The sequence below is a fragment of the Kitasatospora sp. NPDC048662 genome (assembly GCF_055587065.1).
Map to the genome: position 1 here is coordinate 301,273 of NZ_JBVJHA010000003.1, position 17,206 is coordinate 318,478.

The following is a 17,206-nucleotide window of genomic DNA, read 5'->3' on the forward strand; positions in this document are numbered from 1 at the left end:
CGCCAAGGACGGGACGGTCCTTGGCGCCCGCGGCCCGTGGTGCTGCGTCCCACGGCGTCGGACTGGTCGGCACCTGTTCGGACGCGCCGCCGCCGTTGCGTCGGATCAGCGGCCCGCGTCGGCCGCGGCCTCCAGGGCGGCGAGGTCGAGCTTGGTCATGTCGAGCATCGCGGTCATCGTCCGCTGCGCCCGCTGCGGGTCGGGGTCGTCCAGCAGCTCGATCAGTCGGCGCGGCACGATCTGCCAGGACAGGCCGTAGCGGTCCTTCAGCCACCCGCACTGGCCGGGCTGCCCGCCGTTCGCCGTCAGCAGCTCCCAGTACCGGTCCACCTCGGCCTGGTCGTCGCAGTCCACCTGGAGCGAGATCGCCTCGTTGAAGGTGAACATCGGCCCGCCGTTCAACGCCCGGTACTCCCGCCCGAACAGTTCGAACGACACCAGCATCACGCTGCCCGCCGGGCCCGGACCGGCCTCCGAGTACCGCTTCACCCCGGTCACCCGGGCATCGCGGAACACCGACACGTAGAACTCGGCAGCCTGCTCGGCCTGGTTGTCGAACCACAGGAACGTGCTGATCTTCTCCGCCATCGGGGAACACCTTTCGTCGCTGGTCAGGGCCTTGTGCGCCCGACGCTAGCCCCGCAGGCCCGGCGAACCCGGGCGGCGCGCCACGGCGGCGGCGTGCCACGGCGTCGGCGGCGTCACGGCGTCGGTGCGCCGCGCCAGCGGTGCGCCAGCGGTGCGCCGCGCCGGTGCAGCGCCACGCCGGCGTCGCGGGGCGGGAGAGCGGGACGAGCGGGTGGGCGGCGTGGAAGAGTCGGGGCCATGACGCTTCCGGATCCCGTCGCCGCCCTGCCCACCGCCGCCGAACAGGCCGCGTCCGACCCGGCCCAACGTGCCCTCGCCGCCCCGCTGCTGGCGGAGTTCACCGCCCGCCTGCGCTCCGTCACCGCCGTCACCGCGCTGTGGGTGCACGGTTCGCTGGCGCTCGGCGACTACCGGCACGGCCGCAGCGACCTCGACCTGATCGCCGTCCTGACGACCGCGCCGGACGCCCGGCTGCGCACCGAACTGTCGGTGCTGCACCAGGAGTTGATCGCCGAGCGGCCGGGCGCGGAGAAGCTGCACTGCACGTACCTGCCGCAGGACGCGCTCGCCGACCCGGCCGCCGACCACTTCACCTTCGCCCAGGGCGAGCCGATGGACCGGCCGGTCACCCCCGTCACCCGGCGCGAACTCCTGGACGGCGGGCTGCGGTTGGCGGGCGTGGCCCCGGACGCGCTGCTGCCCCCGGTCGGCGATCCGGAGCTGCACGCCCACCTCCGCGCCGACCTGCGCGGCTACTGGTACCCGGTCACTGCCCGCCCCGCCCCCTGGCAGCGCGACATCTGGGTGGACTTCGGTCCGGTCACCGCCGCCCGCGCCACCATCGCGCTGCGCGAGAGCCGCCTGGTCACCAAGCGCGAGGCGATCGCCCGACTCCCGTCCCTCGGCGCCCCGTCGGAGCTGGTCGGGGACATCGTCGCCCGGCGCTACGGCACACCGCTGCCGCTCACCGCCGAGCGGCGCGCCCAACGCGCCGAGCAGGCCCGGCTGTTCACCCGGCACGCGATCGAACGGGCGCTGGAGTGACGGGAGTTCAGCCGAGGTCGGACAGTGCGTGGTGCAGTGGCCGGTAGCCGTCGTCCGGGTCGGTGCGCTCGCGCAGGCAGCGGTGCACGGCGGTGGTCAGCTCCAGTCGCGGGCCGATCCGGCGGTCGATCCGGGCCACCGCCAGCCGGCGCCAGGTGAGGGGGGCGACGTCCAGGTTCGCGCGCAGTGGGAGCCAGCGGGCGCCCCGGGCGCGGCAGCCGGTCTCGCCGAGGTACCAGAGCGCGCAGTCGAAGACCGGGTCGTCGAACAGGCGGAGGACGTCGGGCAGATGGCCGAGTCCGTGGCGCTCCACCGCCTCCATGACGTCCAGCTTGTCGTCCAGGGCGAGGGCGCGGACGCGCTGCCGCAGCACCTCCTCCAGCACCTCCAACGAGCGTTCGGAGAAGTCGAGTTCGCCCTCCCGGCCGGTGGCCCGCGCCCACAGCGGGAACGCCTCCTCGCGCACCGCCAGCCAGCGCGCGAGGTCCTGGCCGGGCCGGCCGGGGTCGAGCACCCCGGGCGCGTCGGGCCGGGGCCGGCTGCCCGGATTCTGCGCGGGCCGGGTGCGGGCCAGCTCCAGCGCCCGTTCGACGGCCGGTTCCCAGAACGCGTACCCCTCCAGGGTCTCCGTCAGCCGGTCGGTCGCATCCGGGCCGGCCGCCGCGATCACCGCGTCGATCGGGCCGCACAGCGGGAAGTCGTCCTCGCACAACTCCTCCGCCTCGGCCAGCTCTTCGGCCTCCTCATCGTCCAGCGCCTCCAGCGGCAGTCGAAGGAGCGGATGGACCTCCCGGCCCAGGAAAGGGCGCGGCTCGGGCGAACAGTGCCACAGCGCACCGTAGTTGCGGACATGCACCTCGCCGAGATACCACGTCGCCGCCGTCAGGAAGGGCCCGTCCCAGTTCGCGGCCGCCTGCTCCCGGTCCGGGTAGCGCTCCCGGATCGCCCGCTCCAGCCGGGGCAGCGAGTCCGTTCCGAAGTCCCAGCCCCCACCGGTGAGTTCGGACCAGGCGGGGAATGCTTCCCGCCCGGCGGTCAGCCAGTCGTTCAAGCGGGGGTTGTCGCGCCACGCGGGATCGTCGATATTGGTCACGAGGATTGACAATAGGCGGACGGTCGGACGGAGTTGACGGGGCGTCAGCGGGCGAACAGGGCGGTGAGCCCCGGCAGGCGGGCCGCGGTCTGTTCGGCCGTCCAGAGTTCGCCCACGGGTCCCGCGTTCAGCGGGCTCTCGTGGCCGTCGGCGAGCAGCGCCTCCTCCAGGCCGTCCTCCTCGCCCGTCAGTTCCTCCCAGGCACCGGCGGCGCAGTAGTCGAGCTCCTCCCAGTCGGGGACGAAGCGCTCGTCCTGGGCGGCCAGGGTGCGGAACTCGGGGAGGTCGGCGAGCGCGTCCGGGTCATGGACGGCCAGCCGGTGGGCCTCCCGGCCGAGGCCGATCAGCCAGGCGTGGAAGTACCACAGGGTGTCGTCGCTGAGGAAGCCCGGCCCGATCAGCTTCGCCAGCGCGACCGTGGCCACGGTGTCCAGCGGGGCCCGCACCTCGTCCAGGCGCAGCTGGAACTCCCGCACCTCGTCCAGCGACAGTTGCGCCAGCCGTTCGGTCAGCAGCTCGGCGCGGTCGCAGGGCGAGGTGGTCCGGGTCGACTCCACCAGGTCCCAGAAGGTGTTCACGTCCATGCCCGGCATGCTCGCACACCGCGAGGACAGGACCGCAGGCGGCCCTTGACCTCAAGGGCACTTGAACTTGCACGATGGGCGGGCGGCCGGAACGCCCGGCCGGACGAAGGGCGGAGGCGCGATGCGGGCAGTGTGGCTGCGGGAGTTCGGCGGGCCGGAGGTCCTGGTGCCGGGCGCGGCGCCGGACCCGGTGGCGGGGGAGGGGCAGGTCCTGATCGACGTCGCGCACGCCAACCTGACGTTCGTGGAGACCCAGTTCCGCGCCACCGGGTTCGGGCCGTTCACCGGTGCGCTGCCGATGATCCCCGGCAATGGCGTCGGCGGCAGCGTCGCGGCCGTCGGATCCGGCGTCGATCCCGAACTGCTGGGACGGCGCGTCATCTCCACCACCGGCGGCAGCGGCGGCTACGCGGAACGCGCCACCGTCCCCGCCGCCGGACTCCACCTCGTCCCCGACGGGCTCGCCCTGGACGCCGCGACCGCACTGCTTGCCGACGGCCGCACCGCCCGCCTGCTGCTGGAGACCGCCGCACCCGCCCCCGGCGCCCGCGTCCTGATCCTGGCGGCCGCCGGTGGCGTCGGCACCCTGCTGGTCCAACTCGCCGCCAACGCCGGCCTGCACGTGCTCGCCGCAGCCGGCGGCCCCGCCAAACTCGCGCTGGCTGCCGAACTCGGCGCCGCCGAAACCCTCGACTACCTGCGCCCCGACTGGACCGCCGGAACCGCCCCCGTCGACCTCGTCCTCGACGGCGTCGGCGGCACCCTCGGCCGCACCGCCACCACGCTGCTCCGCCCCGGCGGAAGCCTGCTCAACTACGGCCTGGCAGGCGGAAGTTGGACCGACCTGCCGGCCGAGGAGATCGAGGCCCGCCGCATCACCGTCCTCGGCCTGCGCCCCACCCCGGAGGCCATCCGCGCCGCCACCGCCCACGTCCTCACCGAAGCCGCCGCCCACCGGCTGCGCCCCGTCATCGGCCGCCGCTTCCCGCTGGCGCAGGCCGCGGACGCACACTGGGCCATCGAGTCGCGGGCCACCCTCGGCAAGACCCTGCTGGACATCTGACATTGCTGCCCGCTGTGTCCAGGAACGCAACTGACTGACGGCCCGTCAATTCCCTGCTGCTTTAGTGGCCTTGGCGTCCGAGCATGGAACGGTAGGCCGTCACCGGAAATCGGCTCGTGCACGACGGACGGCCTTGGCTAGCATCACGCCATGTCAGACCAACCGATGTACCCTCCCAAGCCCCGCCCCGGTGACAAGGTCGCCGTCCTCTCGCCGTCCTTCGCCGGGCCGGGCATGTTCCCGCTGCCCCACGAGCTCGGACTGCGCCGCCTGCGCGAGCAGTTCGGGCTGGAGCCGGTCGAGTACCCGACCACCCGCAAGCTCGGCGCGAGCCCCGAGGAGCGGGCCGCCGACCTGCACGCCGCGTTCACCGACCCGAGCATCACCGCCGTGATCGCCACCATCGGCGGCGAGGAACAGCTCAGGCTCATCCCTTACCTGGACGGGGAGTTGCTCCGGGCCCACGCCAAGCCGTTCTTCGGGTACAGCGACAACACCAACCTGCTGGACTTCCTGTGGCGGCACGGGGTGGTCTCCTACCACGGCGGCGCCGTGATGACCGAGTTCGGCCGGCCCGGCGAACTGCACCCCCTCACCGAGGCCTCGCTGCGCGCCGCACTGTTCGAACGCGGCGAGTTCGAGCTGCGCGAAGCCCAGGACGTCAGCACCGAACTCGGCCGCTGGGAGGACCCGGCGACCTTCGAGCAGCTGCCCGCCGGCGAACCCGCCACCGCCGCCCACTGGCACCGCGCCGACCGCGTGGTCGAGGGCGTCAGCTGGGGCGGCAACCTGGAGATCCTGCACTGGATGGCCGCCGCCGACCGCCTGCTGCCCGCCGAGGCGTACGCGGGCTGCGTGCTGGTGCTGGAGACCTCCGAGGAGATGCCGTCCGGCACCGAGGTCCACCGCATCCTGCGCAACCTCGGCGAACGCGGACTGCTGCGCCAGTTCCCCGCCCTGCTGTTCGGCCGCGCCATGGCCTGGTCCTTCGAGCAGCCCAACAACGCCGAGCAGCGCGCCCAGTACCGCGCCGAGCAGCGGGACGCCGTGCTGCGCGCCCTCGACGTGTACGCGCCGGACACCATGGCCGTGTTCGACGTCGATCTCGGCCACACCCAGCCGCAGCAGGTGGTCCCCTACGGCGGCCTGATCCGGGTCGACGGACCCGCCCGCCGCATCACCGTCACCTACTGAGCACCCCCGCGGCCCGCGCCCGGCACCCGCGCCGACCAGCGCGGGTCGCGGCGGGCCGCGCCACCCGCCCTGGCCCGGCCACCCGCCGAGCACGTATCGTGTCCGGGATCGGAAATGTGGTGCCAGGCACCATGGCAAGCGGGCACGACGTCGCGCAGGCGGCGGACGGGGGCGGTGACCTGACGGTGGCTGATGTGGCATCGACGACGGGGGACGGGCCGGCGGCGGCCGACCTGGAGGAGACCTTCAAGCTGCCGACCCAGCCTCCGGGCCCGAAGCAGGGCATCGAACCGCCGCCCGCGAACGACCCGTTCGCCACCTCCGTCAACCTGCGGGTCAACATGACGCCCCCGGACCTCACCCCCGGCGGCAACCGGACCGGCGCACCCACCCCGACCCCGGCGGGCGGCACCCCCGTGCCACCGCCGCCCGCGATGCCGCCCGCGCCGGTCACCACCGGCTGGACGAGCATGATCCCGGTGATCACCGCCGAGACGCCGCCGCCCACCGCGACCGCTCCCGCCGGCCCCGCCGTCCAGGCGCCCGGCACTACGTCAACTCCCGCACCGGCCAGCGGTATCGGCCGCGGCCTGCGCGGACGCATCCTGGTGATCGAGGGCGGCTACGGCGGCGGACGCCGCTGGGGCCGCGGCGGCACCGCGCACGCCTCCGTGCTGTCCGCCGCACTGGCCGGCGTCGCCCCGCAGATCCTGCTCTCCGCCGACCAGGTCGACGCCGTCCACCTGCCCGGCGCCAACGACCCGCAGACCGTGCTGGCCCACCTGCGCGCCGCCGCCCGCCACCCCGGGCCGCTGCTGATCCACCTCGGCGGCCACCTGGTCACCGACCGACGCGGCGACCAGATGTACCTGTCGCTGCGCGAGAACAAGGCGTCCGAGAGCCTCCCGTGGAGCGCCCTCGCCACCGAACTGCGGCACCGCGTCAACGAGTTCGACACCCTGGTGATCGGCGACCTGAGCGCCGACCCGGTGCTGTGGCCACAACTGGTCTCCGCCGCCGGCCAACAGCTCAGCGAGGGCGTGCCGCTGTGGGCCGTGGTCAACCACGACCCCGACCAGCTCGGCACCTTCACCCGCGCGCTGATCGAGACCCTGCACCGCGGCCGCCCCGGCGCCGACCAGCTGCTCACCCCCGAACTCGTCCGCCAGCAGGTCCACTCGGTGCTGCGCCCCGACGCCGTGGTGATCACCGCGCACCCCGGCGAGCGGCCGTGGTTCCGCAACACGGCCCGGCAGATCGGCCCCGCCGACCCCGCCACCACCCGGCCCGTCGCGCCACCGGCCCCGGCCGCCCCGCCCGCCTCCGCTGCCGTGCGCCCCGCCGAACCGGCCCGGCCCCGGCTCGCGCCCGGCTGGACGCCGCGCGTGCTGGTCTCGCTGCGCAAGGCCGGTGTCCCCGCGACGCCCGGGCGGCGTCGGATGATCGTCTCGCTGGTGCGGGGCGTGCCGATGGTTCCGGCGGACACGCCGGTGGTCGATCTCGGCAAGGGGGCCGAGCTGCCTGTTGCGCCCGAGAGCACCGTCCGACTCGGCAAGGACCTCCCTGCCGAAGCCGCCACCACGCCGCTGGTCGAGCTCGCCAAGGCCGCACCGGCCGCCGAGCCCGCGCCCGCCGCCGAGCCCGCGCTCGCCGCCGCGCCCGCACCGGCCGATCCGCGTGCCGTGCAGTTCGCCAAGGCCGCGCCCGCACCCGCTGCCGCGTCCACCGCCCTGCCCGAACCGGCCGGGGAGCGGCCCTGGTTCGACCCGCTCGCGGCGACCGTTCCGCTGCCCGGTGGGAGCGCGCTGGCCAGCACCCTGCCATTGCCCGACCTTGAGGCGACGGCCCCGACGGTGCCGCTGGAGAAGCCCCAACCTCCGGTCCAGCACGACCCGTTGGCGGCCACCGTGCCGCTGGCGAAGCCGCAGCCGGCGGTCAAGCACGACCCGTTGGCGGCGACGGTGCCGCTGGCGCAGAAGACCCCCGCGCCGGTTGCCGAAGCCGCGCCCGCCGCTGCCGCGCCGACCGCGCCCGCCGCCGGGCCCGCCGCAGTTGAGCAGGCCCCGCCCACCGACTACCTGGAGGCGATCGGCCAGATCGTCCGGGCCGCCGAGGCGGGCGACCACGCCACCGCCGCGGCGCTCGCGCTCGCCCTGGAGAACAAGGCGGTCGCCGCGCACGGCAGCCTCGCCCCGGCGGTGCTCCAAGTCCGACAGGTCCGCGCGCACGTCTCCCGGGTGGCCGGACTGCCCGTGCTGGCCGCCGAGTTGTACCGTCAGGTGGCCACCGCACTGCTGCAGACCGAGGGCCCCGATCACCCCGAGACCCAGCGCGCCGCCACCAACGCCGAGGCGTGCTGGCGCGCCGTCAAGGACCCGGCCGAGGCGATCCGCATCGCCCCCGAGATCATAGAGCTCCGCGCCCACCTGCCCGGCCCCGACGGCCGCAAGCTGCGCGCCGCCGAACGCCACCTCCAGAAACTCGCCCACGCCAAGGCCGGTGCGTGATCAAGTAGTTGACGGTGCGTCAGCACTCGGCACTCCGCTCGGCAACGGCGTCGCTCCCGCAGTCCACGACCCGTGGTCCGTGAACTCCCAGTGCTCGGCGGCCTGTTCGGACATCGGATCGGGCCGCCCACGCCACCCGTGAACTCCGGCTTCACTCCTCGCGGACGGGCAACAAGCCGCGCTCGGCGAAGACCCGCTTCGCGGCGAGGGTGGCGTTGATCGCCCGGGGGAACCCGCAGTACGCGGCGGCGTGCAGCAGGGCCTCGACGATCTGCTGAGGCGTCAGGCCGACGTTCAGCGCGGCGTTCACATGGACCTCGACCTGGGGCTCGCAGCCGCCGAGCGCGGTCAGCATGCCGAGGGTGACGAGTTGCCGGTCGCGCGGTGCCAGTGCCGGACGGGAGTAGATCTCGGCGAAGCCCCAGGCGGCGATCTGGTGCACCAGTTCGGGGGAGACGTTCGCCAGCGCCGCCACCACCCGCTCGCCCGCCTCGCCGTCGATGCGCGAGAGGACCTCCATGCCCCGCTCGAAGCGCTCGCGACGGTCGTCCGCAGCCATGCCCGCTCCCTGAGGTCCGTCCGGTGGTCGGGGCCACGGTAGTCGGCGCAGCGCGCCCGGCCGGGCCGCACCGCCCGGCGTCGTCGCCGCACACCCCGACCGGCCCAACGGGACGTGCCTGCCGCGAAAATGCCCCGCGGGAAAAATGGTGCGACGTCCGGCGTGCGGAAGCGCTACACTCGCCGCGACACCGTAGGTACGCGAATTCGCGTGGGACGAAGGACAGAGACGTGGCGGGTGACGACGACATCTCCGGGTGAGATCCGGATCTGACGGCCACCGGGCCGGCGCACAGGAGCGCTGCCGGAGTGGTCCGTTTCGTCGACCCCTTTTTTCGCCCGTCCCCCTGGGCAGTGGCCCGCTTCGCCGTGGCCGTTCCCTGCCCTCTTGCACCTTCGAGGTCTCTTCACCATGTCCGACGCCGCCGTCGTCTGCTCCAACCTGTCCTTCTCCTGGCCGGACGACACCCCGGTCTTCCACGACCTGTCGTTCACCGTGCCGACCGGCCGCACCGGCCTGGTCGCCCCGAACGGGTCCGGCAAGTCCACCCTGCTCCGGCTGATCGCCGGTGAACTCAAGCCCACCGCAGGCTCGGTGACCGTCGCCGGCACTCTCGGGTACCTGCCGCAGACCCTCCCGCTGACCGGGAAACTCACGGTCGCCGAGGTGCTCGGCATCGCCGGTGTGATCCGCGCGCTGGACGCCGTGGAGTCCGGCGACGTCGCCGAGGAGCACTTCGCCACCATCGGCGACGACTGGGACATCGAGGAGCGCACCCGCGCCCAGCTCGACCGCCTCGGTCTCGGCCACCTCGCCCTCGACCGCAGCCTGAGCACGCTCAGCGGCGGCCAGGTGATCTCCCTCGGCCTCGCCGCCCAACTGCTGCGCCGCCCCGACGTGCTGCTGCTCGACGAGCCCACCAACAACCTCGACCTGGCGGCCCGCCACCGGCTGTACGACGTGCTGTCCGAATTCAACGGATGCCTGCTTCTGGTCAGTCACGACCGCGCGCTGCTCGACCGGATGGAGCGGATCGCCGAACTCGACAGCGGCGAACTGCGGCTGTACGGCGGCGACTTCACCGCGTACGAGGAGGCCGTCCGGGGCGAGCGGGAGGTCGCCGAACGCAACGTGCGCAACGCCGAGCAGAACCTGAAGCGGGAGAAGCGCGAGCTCCAGCAGGCCCGCGAGCGCGCCGACAAGCGGGCCAGCAACGCCGCGAAGAACTTGAAGAGCGCCGGCCTGCCGAAGATCTTCGCCGGAAACATGAAGCGCGGCGCGCAGGAGGCCGCAGGCCGCTCCGGGCAGGTGCACGCCGCCCGGGTCGACGAGGCCAAGGCCCGCCTCGACGAGGCCGGGCGGGCGCTGCGCGAGGAGCAGCGCCTCAGCCTCGAACTGCCCGACACCCAGGTGCCGTCCGGCCGGACGTTGTTCCACGGCACCGGCCTGCAGGTCCGGCTCGACGGCACCGAGGTGTTCGCCCCGGGCGGCCTCGACCTGGTGGTCCGCGGCCCCGAGCGGATCGCGCTGACCGGCCCCAACGGCGCCGGGAAGACCACCCTGATGCGGCTGATCACCGGCGCGCTCACCCCGGACGGCGGCGAACTGCGGCGCGGCGAAGGCCGGATCGCCTACCTCTCGCAGCGCCTGGACCTGCTCGACGAGAACCGCACCGTCGCCGAGAACTTCGCCACCTTCGCGCCCGAGCGCCCGGAGGCGGAGCGGATGAACCTGCTCGCCCGGTTCCTGTTCCGCGGCCCGCGCGCACACCTCCCCGTCGGGGTGCTGTCCGGCGGCGAGCGGCTGCGCGCCACCCTGGCCTGCGTCCTGTGCGCCGAGCCCGCCCCGCAACTGCTGCTGCTCGACGAGCCCACCAACAACCTCGACCTGGTCGGCGTCGGTCAGTTGGAGTCCGCACTGAACGCCTACAAGGGCGCGTTCCTGGTGGTCAGCCACGACGAACGGTTCCTCGCCGAGATCGGTGTCGACCGCCGCCTCCTGCTGTCCGCCGGCACCCTCCGGGAGGCAGCGGCCCCGGCAGTCTGACGCACCGTCCGCCCCCGGCCCGCTCGCGACACCACGTCCGGGCGGGCCGGGGCGAACGCCTCGGACTGTCCCAACCTGCCCTGTCCGCCCGCGACTTGACCGGGCTCCGGTCGGCCGGTGGTTCGCGCTTCGGATGAGCGCACCGCCGTCCCGCCCGAGGACGCACCGCACAGGTGCCATGCCGTTCCTCAACCGTCGCTGCCCGTCCATGACTTGGTCTGCGTACCGGCCCGTCGGCGGGAGACGCGCGCCCGGACAGCCCACCACCGACCGAACCGGAGTTCTCCCGTGCCTCAACCCGCCCTGCTCGCCCACGACTTGGTTCGCGTAATCGGCGGTCGCCGGGTGCTCGACGGCCTGTCCCTGACCGCCGCGCCCGGCCGCCGTCTCGGCCTGATCGGGGAGAACGGCTCCGGGAAGTCGACCCTGCTGCGGGTGCTGGCCGGCGTGGACGAACCCGACGGCGGGAGTGTCAACCGGCCTGCCGACCTCGGATTCCTGCACCAGGAGATGCCGTTCGATGCCGCCGCCACCGTCGCCGCCGTCCTCGACGACGCGTTGCGCGAAGCCCGCACCGACCTCGCCGAACTCGACCGCCTCGGCGCTGAACTCGCCGAACTCCCGGACGGCGACCCGCGCCAGCCCGCCCTGCTGGCCGCCTACGGAACCCGACTGGAACAGGCCCAGGACCGCGAGGCCTGGGACGCCGACCGCCGCGCAGCCCTGCTGCTCGACGGTCTCGGCCTGGCCGCCGTCGCGCCGCAGCGCACCCTAGGTTCGCTCTCCGGCGGGCAGCGCGGCCGCCTCGCCCTCGCCGCGCTGCTGGTCCGCCGGCCGTCGGCCGTTCTGCTCGACGAGCCCACCAACCACCTCGACGACGGCGCCGCCGCCTTCCTGGAGGCCCAACTCCGCACCCTGCCCGGCACGGTGGTCGTCGCCAGCCACGACCGCGCGTTCCTCGACGCGGTCTGCACCGACCTGCTCGACCTCGACCCGGCCGCCGACGGCCCGGTCCGCTTCGGCGGCGGCTACCGCGCCTACCTGGACGACAAACGCGCCCGACGGCACCGCTGGGAACGCCAGTACGCCGACGAGCAACGGGAGTTGGCCGAGCTGCGACGCTCCGCGGAAGTCACCGCGCACCGGCTCGCCCCGGACCGCGGCCCCACCGACAACGAGAAGATGGGCTACGGTCACCGGGCGGGCCGGGTACAGCAGCAGATCTCCCGCCGGGTCCGCGACGCCGCCGGCCGGCTCGCCGACCTGGAACGCCGCCAGGTCGCCGAACCACCCGCCCCGCTGCGCTTCGTCCCACCGCACAGCCTCGCCACCGGCCCGCAGGAGCAGAACCCCGACCCGCTGGTGACGCTGCACCGGATCCACCTCCCAGGACGGCTCGCACTCGACGAACTGGAAGTCACGGCCGACGAACGCCTACTGATCACCGGCCCCAACGGGACGGGCAAGTCCACCCTGCTCGCCGTCCTCGCCGGCCGGCTCGACACCACCGGCCGGGTGCACCGGCGGCCCGGGCTGACGGTGGGCCTGCTCACCCAGGACACCGCCTTCGCGCGGCCCGACCGCACGGCCCGCGACACCTACGCCCTGACCCTCGGCCCCGACCTGGCCGAGCGCGTCCCGCTCGCCTCCCTCGGCCTGCTGGCCGCCGCCGACCTCGACCGCCCCGTCGGCCACCTCTCCGTCGGCCAGCGCCGCCGCCTCGCCCTCGCCCTGTTGGTGGCCCGCCCGCCGCAGCTGCTGCTGCTCGACGAACCCACCAACCACCTCTCGCCGCTGCTCTGCGACGAACTGGAGGAGGCCATGGGCGGCAAAGGCCCGGGCGCGATCGTGGTGGCCGGCCACGACCGCTGGCTGCGCCGCCGCTGGCAGGGCCGTGAACTCGCCCTCGGAGCGGATCGCTGACGGCCGGGTGTCGCTGGTGGCGACGGACGGCTCCGGGCCGGACGATGGACGGCGAGCGGCGCCCGCCCCGTCCCGTGGGGCACCGGACCCCGTGCCGCCGCCGGTCGAGAGACGGAGCAGGACCATGAAGGAGTTCCTGGTCGAGATCACCACCGCCGTGCCCCCGGACGTCCCCGCCGAGGAGATCGACCGGCGGCGCGCCGCCGAACGCCGGCGAGCAGGTGAACTCGCCGACGCCGGGCGCCTGTTCAGACTCTGGCGGCCGGTCGGCGAGAAGCGCAGCATCGGGATCTGGCGGGCCGAGGACGAGGCGCGACTGCGCGCGGACGTGCTCGGCACGCTGCCGATGTGGCCCTGGATGACCGCCGTGGTCACACCGCTGGAGCCGCACCCGAACGACCCGGGCACGCGCGGCTGACCCAAGGCCCGCGCGAGCCCGCCGGGGCACCCGCGCGAGCCCGCGGCGGGACTACGCGAGCCCGCAGGGGCAACCCGCGCGAGCCCGCAGGGGTCCCGCGCGAGCCCGAAGCCGGGGCGGGGCCACTGCCGGGCGCAGCGGCCCCGCCCCGGTTCGAGCTACCGCGCGCCGCCGTTGACGTACAGCGTCTGCCCGCTCACGTACGACGCGTCCTCGCTCGCCAGGAACGCCACCACCGAGGCGACCTCCTCCGGCAGACCCACCCGCCGCAGCGGGGTGCGCTGCGCGACCTCCGCCTGGTGCGCCTCCGGTGTCGCCCCGACCCGCTCGGCCGTCGCCGCCGTCATCGACGTCGCGATGTACCCCGGCGCCACCGCGTTCACATTCACGTTGAACGGGCCCAACTCGATCGCCAGCGTCGCCGTCAGCCCCTGGATGCCGGCCTTCGCCGCCGCATAGTTCGCCTGACCGCGGTTGCCCAGCGCCGAACGCGAACTCAGCGACACGATCTTGCCGTACTTCTGCTGCACGAAGTACCGCTGCGCGACGTGCGAACAGTTGTAGGCGCTGGTCAGGTTGACCGACAGCACCGTGTCCCAGTCGCTCTTCGGCATCTTGAAGAACAGGTTGTCGCGGGTGATCCCGGCGTTGTTCACCAGGATGTGCACGGCTCCCAACTCCTCGACCACGGAGGCGAACACGGCCTCCACCGCCTCGTAGTCGGCCACGTCGCAGCCGTACCCGCGCGCGGTGCCGCCCGCCGCGAGGATCTCCTTCACGGTGGATTCGGCGCGCTCCGCCGTCAGGTCGACCACGGCCACCGCCGCGCCCTCCTCGGCCAGCCGCCGCGCCGTCGCCGCCCCGATGCCCTGCGCGGCGCCGGTCACCACCGCCACCTTGCCTTCGAACCTGCCCACGGTCACACCTTTCCGACGCATCGTCATGTCAGAGAACTTCAGTCCCGCTCGACCAGGACGGCCGAGCCCTGGCCGACGCCCACGCACATCGTCGCCAGGCCGCGCCGGGCGCCGGTGCGGCGCATCCGGTGCAGCAGGGTGGTGAGGATCCGGGCACCCGAGCAGCCCAGCGGATGGCCCAGCGCGATCGCCCCGCCGGACGGGTTCACCAGCTCCGGGTCGATGCCCAACTCGCCGACGGACGCCAGCGCCTGGGCCGCGAATGCCTCGTTGAACTCGGCGGTCTCCACGTCCTGCAGCTTCCAGCCGCCGCGCTCCAGCACCCGCCGGGTCGCCGGGACCGGCCCGATGCCCATCACGTCCGGGTGCACACCCATCGACGCGCCCGCCACGTACCGGCCCAGCGGCTCCAACCCCAGTTCCGCCAGCGCCCGTTCGCTGACCAGCAACAGTGCTGCCGCGCCGTCGTTCATCGGCGAGGCGTTGCCCGCCGTGACGGTCCCGCCCGCCCGGAACACCGGCTTCAGTGCGGCGAGCTTCTCCGCCGTGGTGTCGGGCCGGATCGATTCGTCGCGCTCCACCAGCACCCCGTCCGGGCGCCGCACGGCCAGCAGTTCGGCGTCGAAGTGCCCCGACTCCCGAGCCTGCGTGGCCAGTTGGTGACTGCGCAGGGCGAACGCGTCCTGCGCCTCGCGGGTGATGCCGTAGCGGCCGGCCACCTCCTCGGCGGTCTCGCCCATCGACAGGACGCCGTGCAGCTCGCGCATGCGGGGATTGGTGAGCCGCCAGCCGAGCCGGGTGTCGAAGGTCTCCATCCGGTGCGGCAGCGCCTCGTCCGGGCGGGGCAGCACGAACGGGGCGCGGCTCATCGACTCGCAGCCGCCCGCCACCACCACGTCCGCCTCGCCGGAACCGATCGCCCGGGCCGCCGTGGTGACGGCCTCCATTCCGGACGCGCACAGCCGGTTGAGGGTCGCGCCCGGCACCGAATCGGGCAGCCCCGCCAGCAGCACCGCCATCCGGGCCAGGTTGCGGTTGTCCTCGCCGGCCTGGTTGGCGGCGCCCCAGTACACGTCGTCGATCCGCGCCGGGTCCAGCCCCGGCACCTGGTCGAGCAGTCCGCGCAGCACTGCTGCCGACAGATCGTCGGGCCGGACGGCGGACAGCGCGCCGCGCAGCCGCCCGATCGGGGTGCGGCGGGCAGCGGCGATGAAGACCGGAAGCACTTCGTCGAGCTCCTGTTCGTGACGGTCGGTCGATCGATGCGTTCGTGACGCCCGATCAGAAGGCGTTGACCCCGGTCAGGGAACGCCCGATGAGCAGCTTGTGGATCTGGCTGGTGCCCTCGTACAGCGTCATCACGCGGGCGTCGCGCAGGTACTTGCCGACGGGGTACTCATCGGTGAAGCCGTACCCGCCGAACACCTGCAGGGCGTTGTTCGCGCAGCGCACCGCCGCCTCGCTGGCGAACAGCTTGGCGACCGAGGACTCGGTGGCGAAGGGAAGCCCGCGGTCGATCAGGTCGGCGACCCGCCAGGTCAGCATCCGGGCCGCGGCCACGTCCACCGCGATGTCGGCCAGCAGCTCCTGCACCAACTGGTGGTGCGCGAGGGACTTCCCGAACTGCTCGCGCTCGCCGGCGTAGCGCACCGCCGCGTCGAGACCGGCCTGCGCGATGCCGACGCAGCCCGCCGCCACCGACATCCGGCCCTTGGCGAGCGCCGCCATGGCCACCGTGAAGCCCTTGCCCTCCTCACCGAGCCGGGCACTGTCCGGTACCCGGACGGCGTCGAAGGCCAACTCGGCGGTGGCCTGGCCGCGCAGGCCCAGCTTGCCGTGGATCGGCGTGCGGGTGAGGCCGGGCGTGTCGGTGGGCACCAGGAAAGCGCTTACCCCTCGGTGTCCTGGCTCACCCGTACGGGCGAACACCAGCGCCACCTCGGCCCACGTCCCATTGGTGATGAACATCTTCGCGCCGGAAATCAGCCAGTCGTCGCCGTCCCGCACCGCGCGAGTCGTCAGGTTCGCGGCGTCCGAACCGGTGCCGGGCTCGGTCAGCGCGAAACACGCCAGCGCCTCGCCCGAACACAGCCGGGGCAGCCACTGCCGCTTCTGCGCCTCGGTGCCGAACGCGTGGATCGACTTGCCGACCAGCCCCAGCGAGACCGACACCACCCCGCGCACCGAGGAGTCGCCGCGTCCCAGTTCCTCCAGCACCAGGCAGTACGCCAGGTGGTCGCCGCCGCTGCCGCCGTACTCCTCGGGCAGGGTCAGGCCCAGGAAGCCCAGCTCGCCGAGCTTCTTGACGATCCCCAGGTCGATCGACTCCGCCCGGTCCCACTCGGCGGCGAACGGCACGATCTCCCGGTCGGTGAACCCCGCCGCCAACTCCCGGACGGCGGCCTGCTCCTCGGTCAGCTCCAGGTTCACGCGGCGACCTCCCGACTCTACATTCCGACGGCCCGAATAAACTAGCGGTGCAAGTTTTACGGTGACTGTAGCCCGCCCCCGCCCCGCACGGAAGGGGGCGCCTGCGACAATGGGCCGGTTCCCACGGCCCGCGACCCGAGGAGACCACGATCGCCCGACCGCGCACCCCCCTGCTCAGCCGGGACCGGATCGTCGCCGCCGCACTCGCCCTGGTCGACACCGAGGGCCTGCCCGCCCTCTCCACCCGCCGCCTGGCCGCCGAACTCTCCGTCAGCGGACCGTCCCTCTACAACCACTTCGCCACCAAGGACGAACTCCTGGACGCCGTGGTCGACAGTGTGATGGGCGAGGTCGACCTCACCATGTTCGACTCGCCGGACCACTGGCGCACCGCCCTGCGCGACTGGGCCCGCTCCTACCGCGCCGCCCTGGCCTCCCACCCCCAGCTCGTCCCCGTCCTCGCCCAGGGCCCCGGCCGCCGCCCCAACGCGCTGCGCCTCGCCGACGCCGTCTTCGGCTGCCTGGTCGACGCCGGCTGGCCACGCGGCCAGGCCACCCGGATCGGCGCCCTGATGCGCTACTTCATCACCGGCTCCGCCCTCGGCTCGTTCGCCGCCGGCTTCCCCGAGGACGCCGCCCTCTACACCGCCGAGTACCCGCACCTCGCCGACGCCCACCGCCTCGCCGAACACCGCCGCACCATCGACGAAGGCGCCTTCGAGACGGGTCTCGAAGCGCTGCTCGACGGGCTCGAACTCCGCTACCGGAAGGTCGTCTGACGGGCCGCCGGAAACCGATACCGGCAGGTGTGTCGACCTCCGGAAGGGGCCCTGCCCGAGC

15 protein-coding genes are annotated in these 17,206 nt (G+C 73.8%); 8 read left to right on the forward strand and 7 right to left on the reverse strand.

From position 1 onward, the window contains the following. Positions 1 to 105 precede the first annotated feature (105 nt). On the reverse strand, positions 106 to 588 hold the full coding sequence (locus ACZ6R9_RS11950) for a VOC family protein (protein WP_380483923.1): 483 nt from the start codon (positions 586 to 588) through the stop codon (positions 106 to 108). Positions 589 to 825: 237 nt separating this feature from the next. Between ACZ6R9_RS11950 and ACZ6R9_RS11955 the strand changes: the two genes are divergently transcribed. After that, positions 826 to 1,632, forward strand: coding sequence for a nucleotidyltransferase domain-containing protein (locus tag ACZ6R9_RS11955; protein ID WP_465538075.1), 807 nt, complete (start codon positions 826 to 828; stop codon positions 1,630 to 1,632). Positions 1,633 to 1,639: 7 nt separating this feature from the next. Here the strand turns inward: ACZ6R9_RS11955 and ACZ6R9_RS11960 are convergent, their stop codons facing one another. After that, the gene (locus ACZ6R9_RS11960; RefSeq protein ID WP_465538076.1) at positions 1,640 to 2,725 is read right to left on the reverse strand and encodes a hypothetical protein; all 1,086 of its coding nucleotides are present in this window, start codon (positions 2,723 to 2,725) and stop codon (positions 1,640 to 1,642) included. Between the two features lie 44 nt (positions 2,726 to 2,769). After that, positions 2,770 to 3,309, reverse strand: a complete 540-nt coding sequence (locus tag ACZ6R9_RS11965; RefSeq protein WP_465538077.1) for a DUF4240 domain-containing protein — start codon at positions 3,307 to 3,309, stop codon at positions 2,770 to 2,772. A 121-nt stretch (positions 3,310 to 3,430) separates the two neighbouring features. Between ACZ6R9_RS11965 and ACZ6R9_RS11970 the strand changes: the two genes are divergently transcribed. From ACZ6R9_RS11970 to ACZ6R9_RS11980, 3 genes are all read left to right on the forward strand, one after another. Then, positions 3,431 to 4,372, forward strand: a complete 942-nt coding sequence (locus ACZ6R9_RS11970; RefSeq protein ID WP_465538078.1) for a zinc-binding dehydrogenase — start codon at positions 3,431 to 3,433, stop codon at positions 4,370 to 4,372. A 150-nt stretch (positions 4,373 to 4,522) separates the two neighbouring features. Continuing rightward, complete coding sequence (locus ACZ6R9_RS11975; RefSeq protein WP_465538079.1) at positions 4,523 to 5,566, forward strand: S66 family peptidase; 1,044 nt, start codon at positions 4,523 to 4,525, stop codon at positions 5,564 to 5,566. A 131-nt stretch (positions 5,567 to 5,697) separates the two neighbouring features. After that, positions 5,698 to 8,073 carry a hypothetical protein gene (locus ACZ6R9_RS11980; RefSeq protein WP_465538080.1) on the forward strand — a complete coding sequence of 792 codons (2,376 nt, stop codon included), beginning with the start codon at positions 5,698 to 5,700 and terminating at the stop codon, positions 8,071 to 8,073. A gap of 151 nt (positions 8,074 to 8,224) precedes the next feature. Here ACZ6R9_RS11980 and ACZ6R9_RS11985 read toward each other — a convergent pair whose 3' ends face one another. Next, positions 8,225 to 8,632: a carboxymuconolactone decarboxylase family protein gene (locus tag ACZ6R9_RS11985; RefSeq protein WP_465538081.1), complete on the reverse strand. Its 408-nt coding sequence runs from the start codon at positions 8,630 to 8,632 to the stop codon at positions 8,225 to 8,227. Between the two features lie 411 nt (positions 8,633 to 9,043). Here ACZ6R9_RS11985 and ACZ6R9_RS11990 point away from each other — a divergent pair, with 411 nt between their 5' ends. The 3 genes from ACZ6R9_RS11990 to ACZ6R9_RS12000 all read left to right on the forward strand — a co-directional run bounded on the left by ACZ6R9_RS11990 (position 9,044) and on the right by ACZ6R9_RS12000 (position 13,019). Then, the gene (locus ACZ6R9_RS11990; RefSeq protein WP_465538082.1) at positions 9,044 to 10,678 is read left to right on the forward strand and encodes an ABC-F family ATP-binding cassette domain-containing protein; all 1,635 of its coding nucleotides are present in this window, start codon (positions 9,044 to 9,046) and stop codon (positions 10,676 to 10,678) included. Between the two features lie 288 nt (positions 10,679 to 10,966). Further along, positions 10,967 to 12,601 (forward strand): ABC-F family ATP-binding cassette domain-containing protein, encoded by a 1,635-nt coding sequence (locus ACZ6R9_RS11995; RefSeq protein ID WP_465538083.1) that lies wholly within the window; start codon positions 10,967 to 10,969, stop codon positions 12,599 to 12,601. A 124-nt stretch (positions 12,602 to 12,725) separates the two neighbouring features. Further along, entirely contained in the window at positions 12,726 to 13,019 is a 294-nt protein-coding gene (locus ACZ6R9_RS12000) for a muconolactone Delta-isomerase family protein (protein WP_465538084.1), read from the forward strand. Positions 13,020 to 13,177: 158 nt separating this feature from the next. On the opposite strand, the gene fabG is transcribed toward ACZ6R9_RS12000, so the two are convergent. Genes fabG through ACZ6R9_RS12015 form a run of 3 tightly spaced genes read right to left on the reverse strand, consistent with a single transcriptional unit; the run spans position 13,178 to position 16,366 of the window. Then, on the reverse strand, positions 13,178 to 13,936 hold the full coding sequence (gene fabG / locus ACZ6R9_RS12005) for a 3-oxoacyl-ACP reductase FabG (RefSeq protein WP_465538085.1): 759 nt from the start codon (positions 13,934 to 13,936) through the stop codon (positions 13,178 to 13,180). A gap of 38 nt (positions 13,937 to 13,974) precedes the next feature. Beyond that, a complete protein-coding gene (locus ACZ6R9_RS12010; RefSeq protein ID WP_465538086.1) occupies positions 13,975 to 15,162 on the reverse strand; it encodes a thiolase family protein in 1,188 nt (395 codons plus the stop codon). A gap of 55 nt (positions 15,163 to 15,217) precedes the next feature. Beyond that, positions 15,218 to 16,366, reverse strand: coding sequence for an acyl-CoA dehydrogenase family protein (locus ACZ6R9_RS12015; RefSeq protein ID WP_465538087.1), 1,149 nt, complete (start codon positions 16,364 to 16,366; stop codon positions 15,218 to 15,220). Positions 16,367 to 16,515: 149 nt separating this feature from the next. Here ACZ6R9_RS12015 and ACZ6R9_RS12020 point away from each other — a divergent pair, with 149 nt between their 5' ends. After that, complete coding sequence (locus ACZ6R9_RS12020; protein WP_380484135.1) at positions 16,516 to 17,145, forward strand: TetR/AcrR family transcriptional regulator; 630 nt, start codon at positions 16,516 to 16,518, stop codon at positions 17,143 to 17,145. Positions 17,146 to 17,206: the final 61 nt, after the last annotated feature.

Bases quoted from the DNA above. Each gene is read 5' to 3' on its own strand.
- ACZ6R9_RS11950 (WP_380483923.1), bottom strand. From the start codon at position 588: ATGGCGGAGAAGATCAGCACGTTCCTGTGGTTCGACAACCAGGCCGAG.
- ACZ6R9_RS11955 (WP_465538075.1), top strand. From the start codon at position 826: ATGACGCTTCCGGATCCCGTCGCCGCCCTGCCCACCGCCGCCGAACAG.
- ACZ6R9_RS11965 (WP_465538077.1), bottom strand. From the start codon at position 3,309: ATGGACGTGAACACCTTCTGGGACCTGGTGGAGTCGACCCGGACCACC.
- ACZ6R9_RS11970 (WP_465538078.1), top strand. From the start codon at position 3,431: ATGCGGGCAGTGTGGCTGCGGGAGTTCGGCGGGCCGGAGGTCCTGGTG.
- ACZ6R9_RS11975 (WP_465538079.1), top strand. From the start codon at position 4,523: ATGTCAGACCAACCGATGTACCCTCCCAAGCCCCGCCCCGGTGACAAG.
- ACZ6R9_RS11980 (WP_465538080.1), top strand. From the start codon at position 5,698: ATGGCAAGCGGGCACGACGTCGCGCAGGCGGCGGACGGGGGCGGTGAC.
- ACZ6R9_RS11985 (WP_465538081.1), bottom strand. From the start codon at position 8,632: ATGGCTGCGGACGACCGTCGCGAGCGCTTCGAGCGGGGCATGGAGGTC.
- ACZ6R9_RS11990 (WP_465538082.1), top strand. From the start codon at position 9,044: ATGTCCGACGCCGCCGTCGTCTGCTCCAACCTGTCCTTCTCCTGGCCG.
- ACZ6R9_RS12000 (WP_465538084.1), top strand. From the start codon at position 12,726: ATGAAGGAGTTCCTGGTCGAGATCACCACCGCCGTGCCCCCGGACGTC.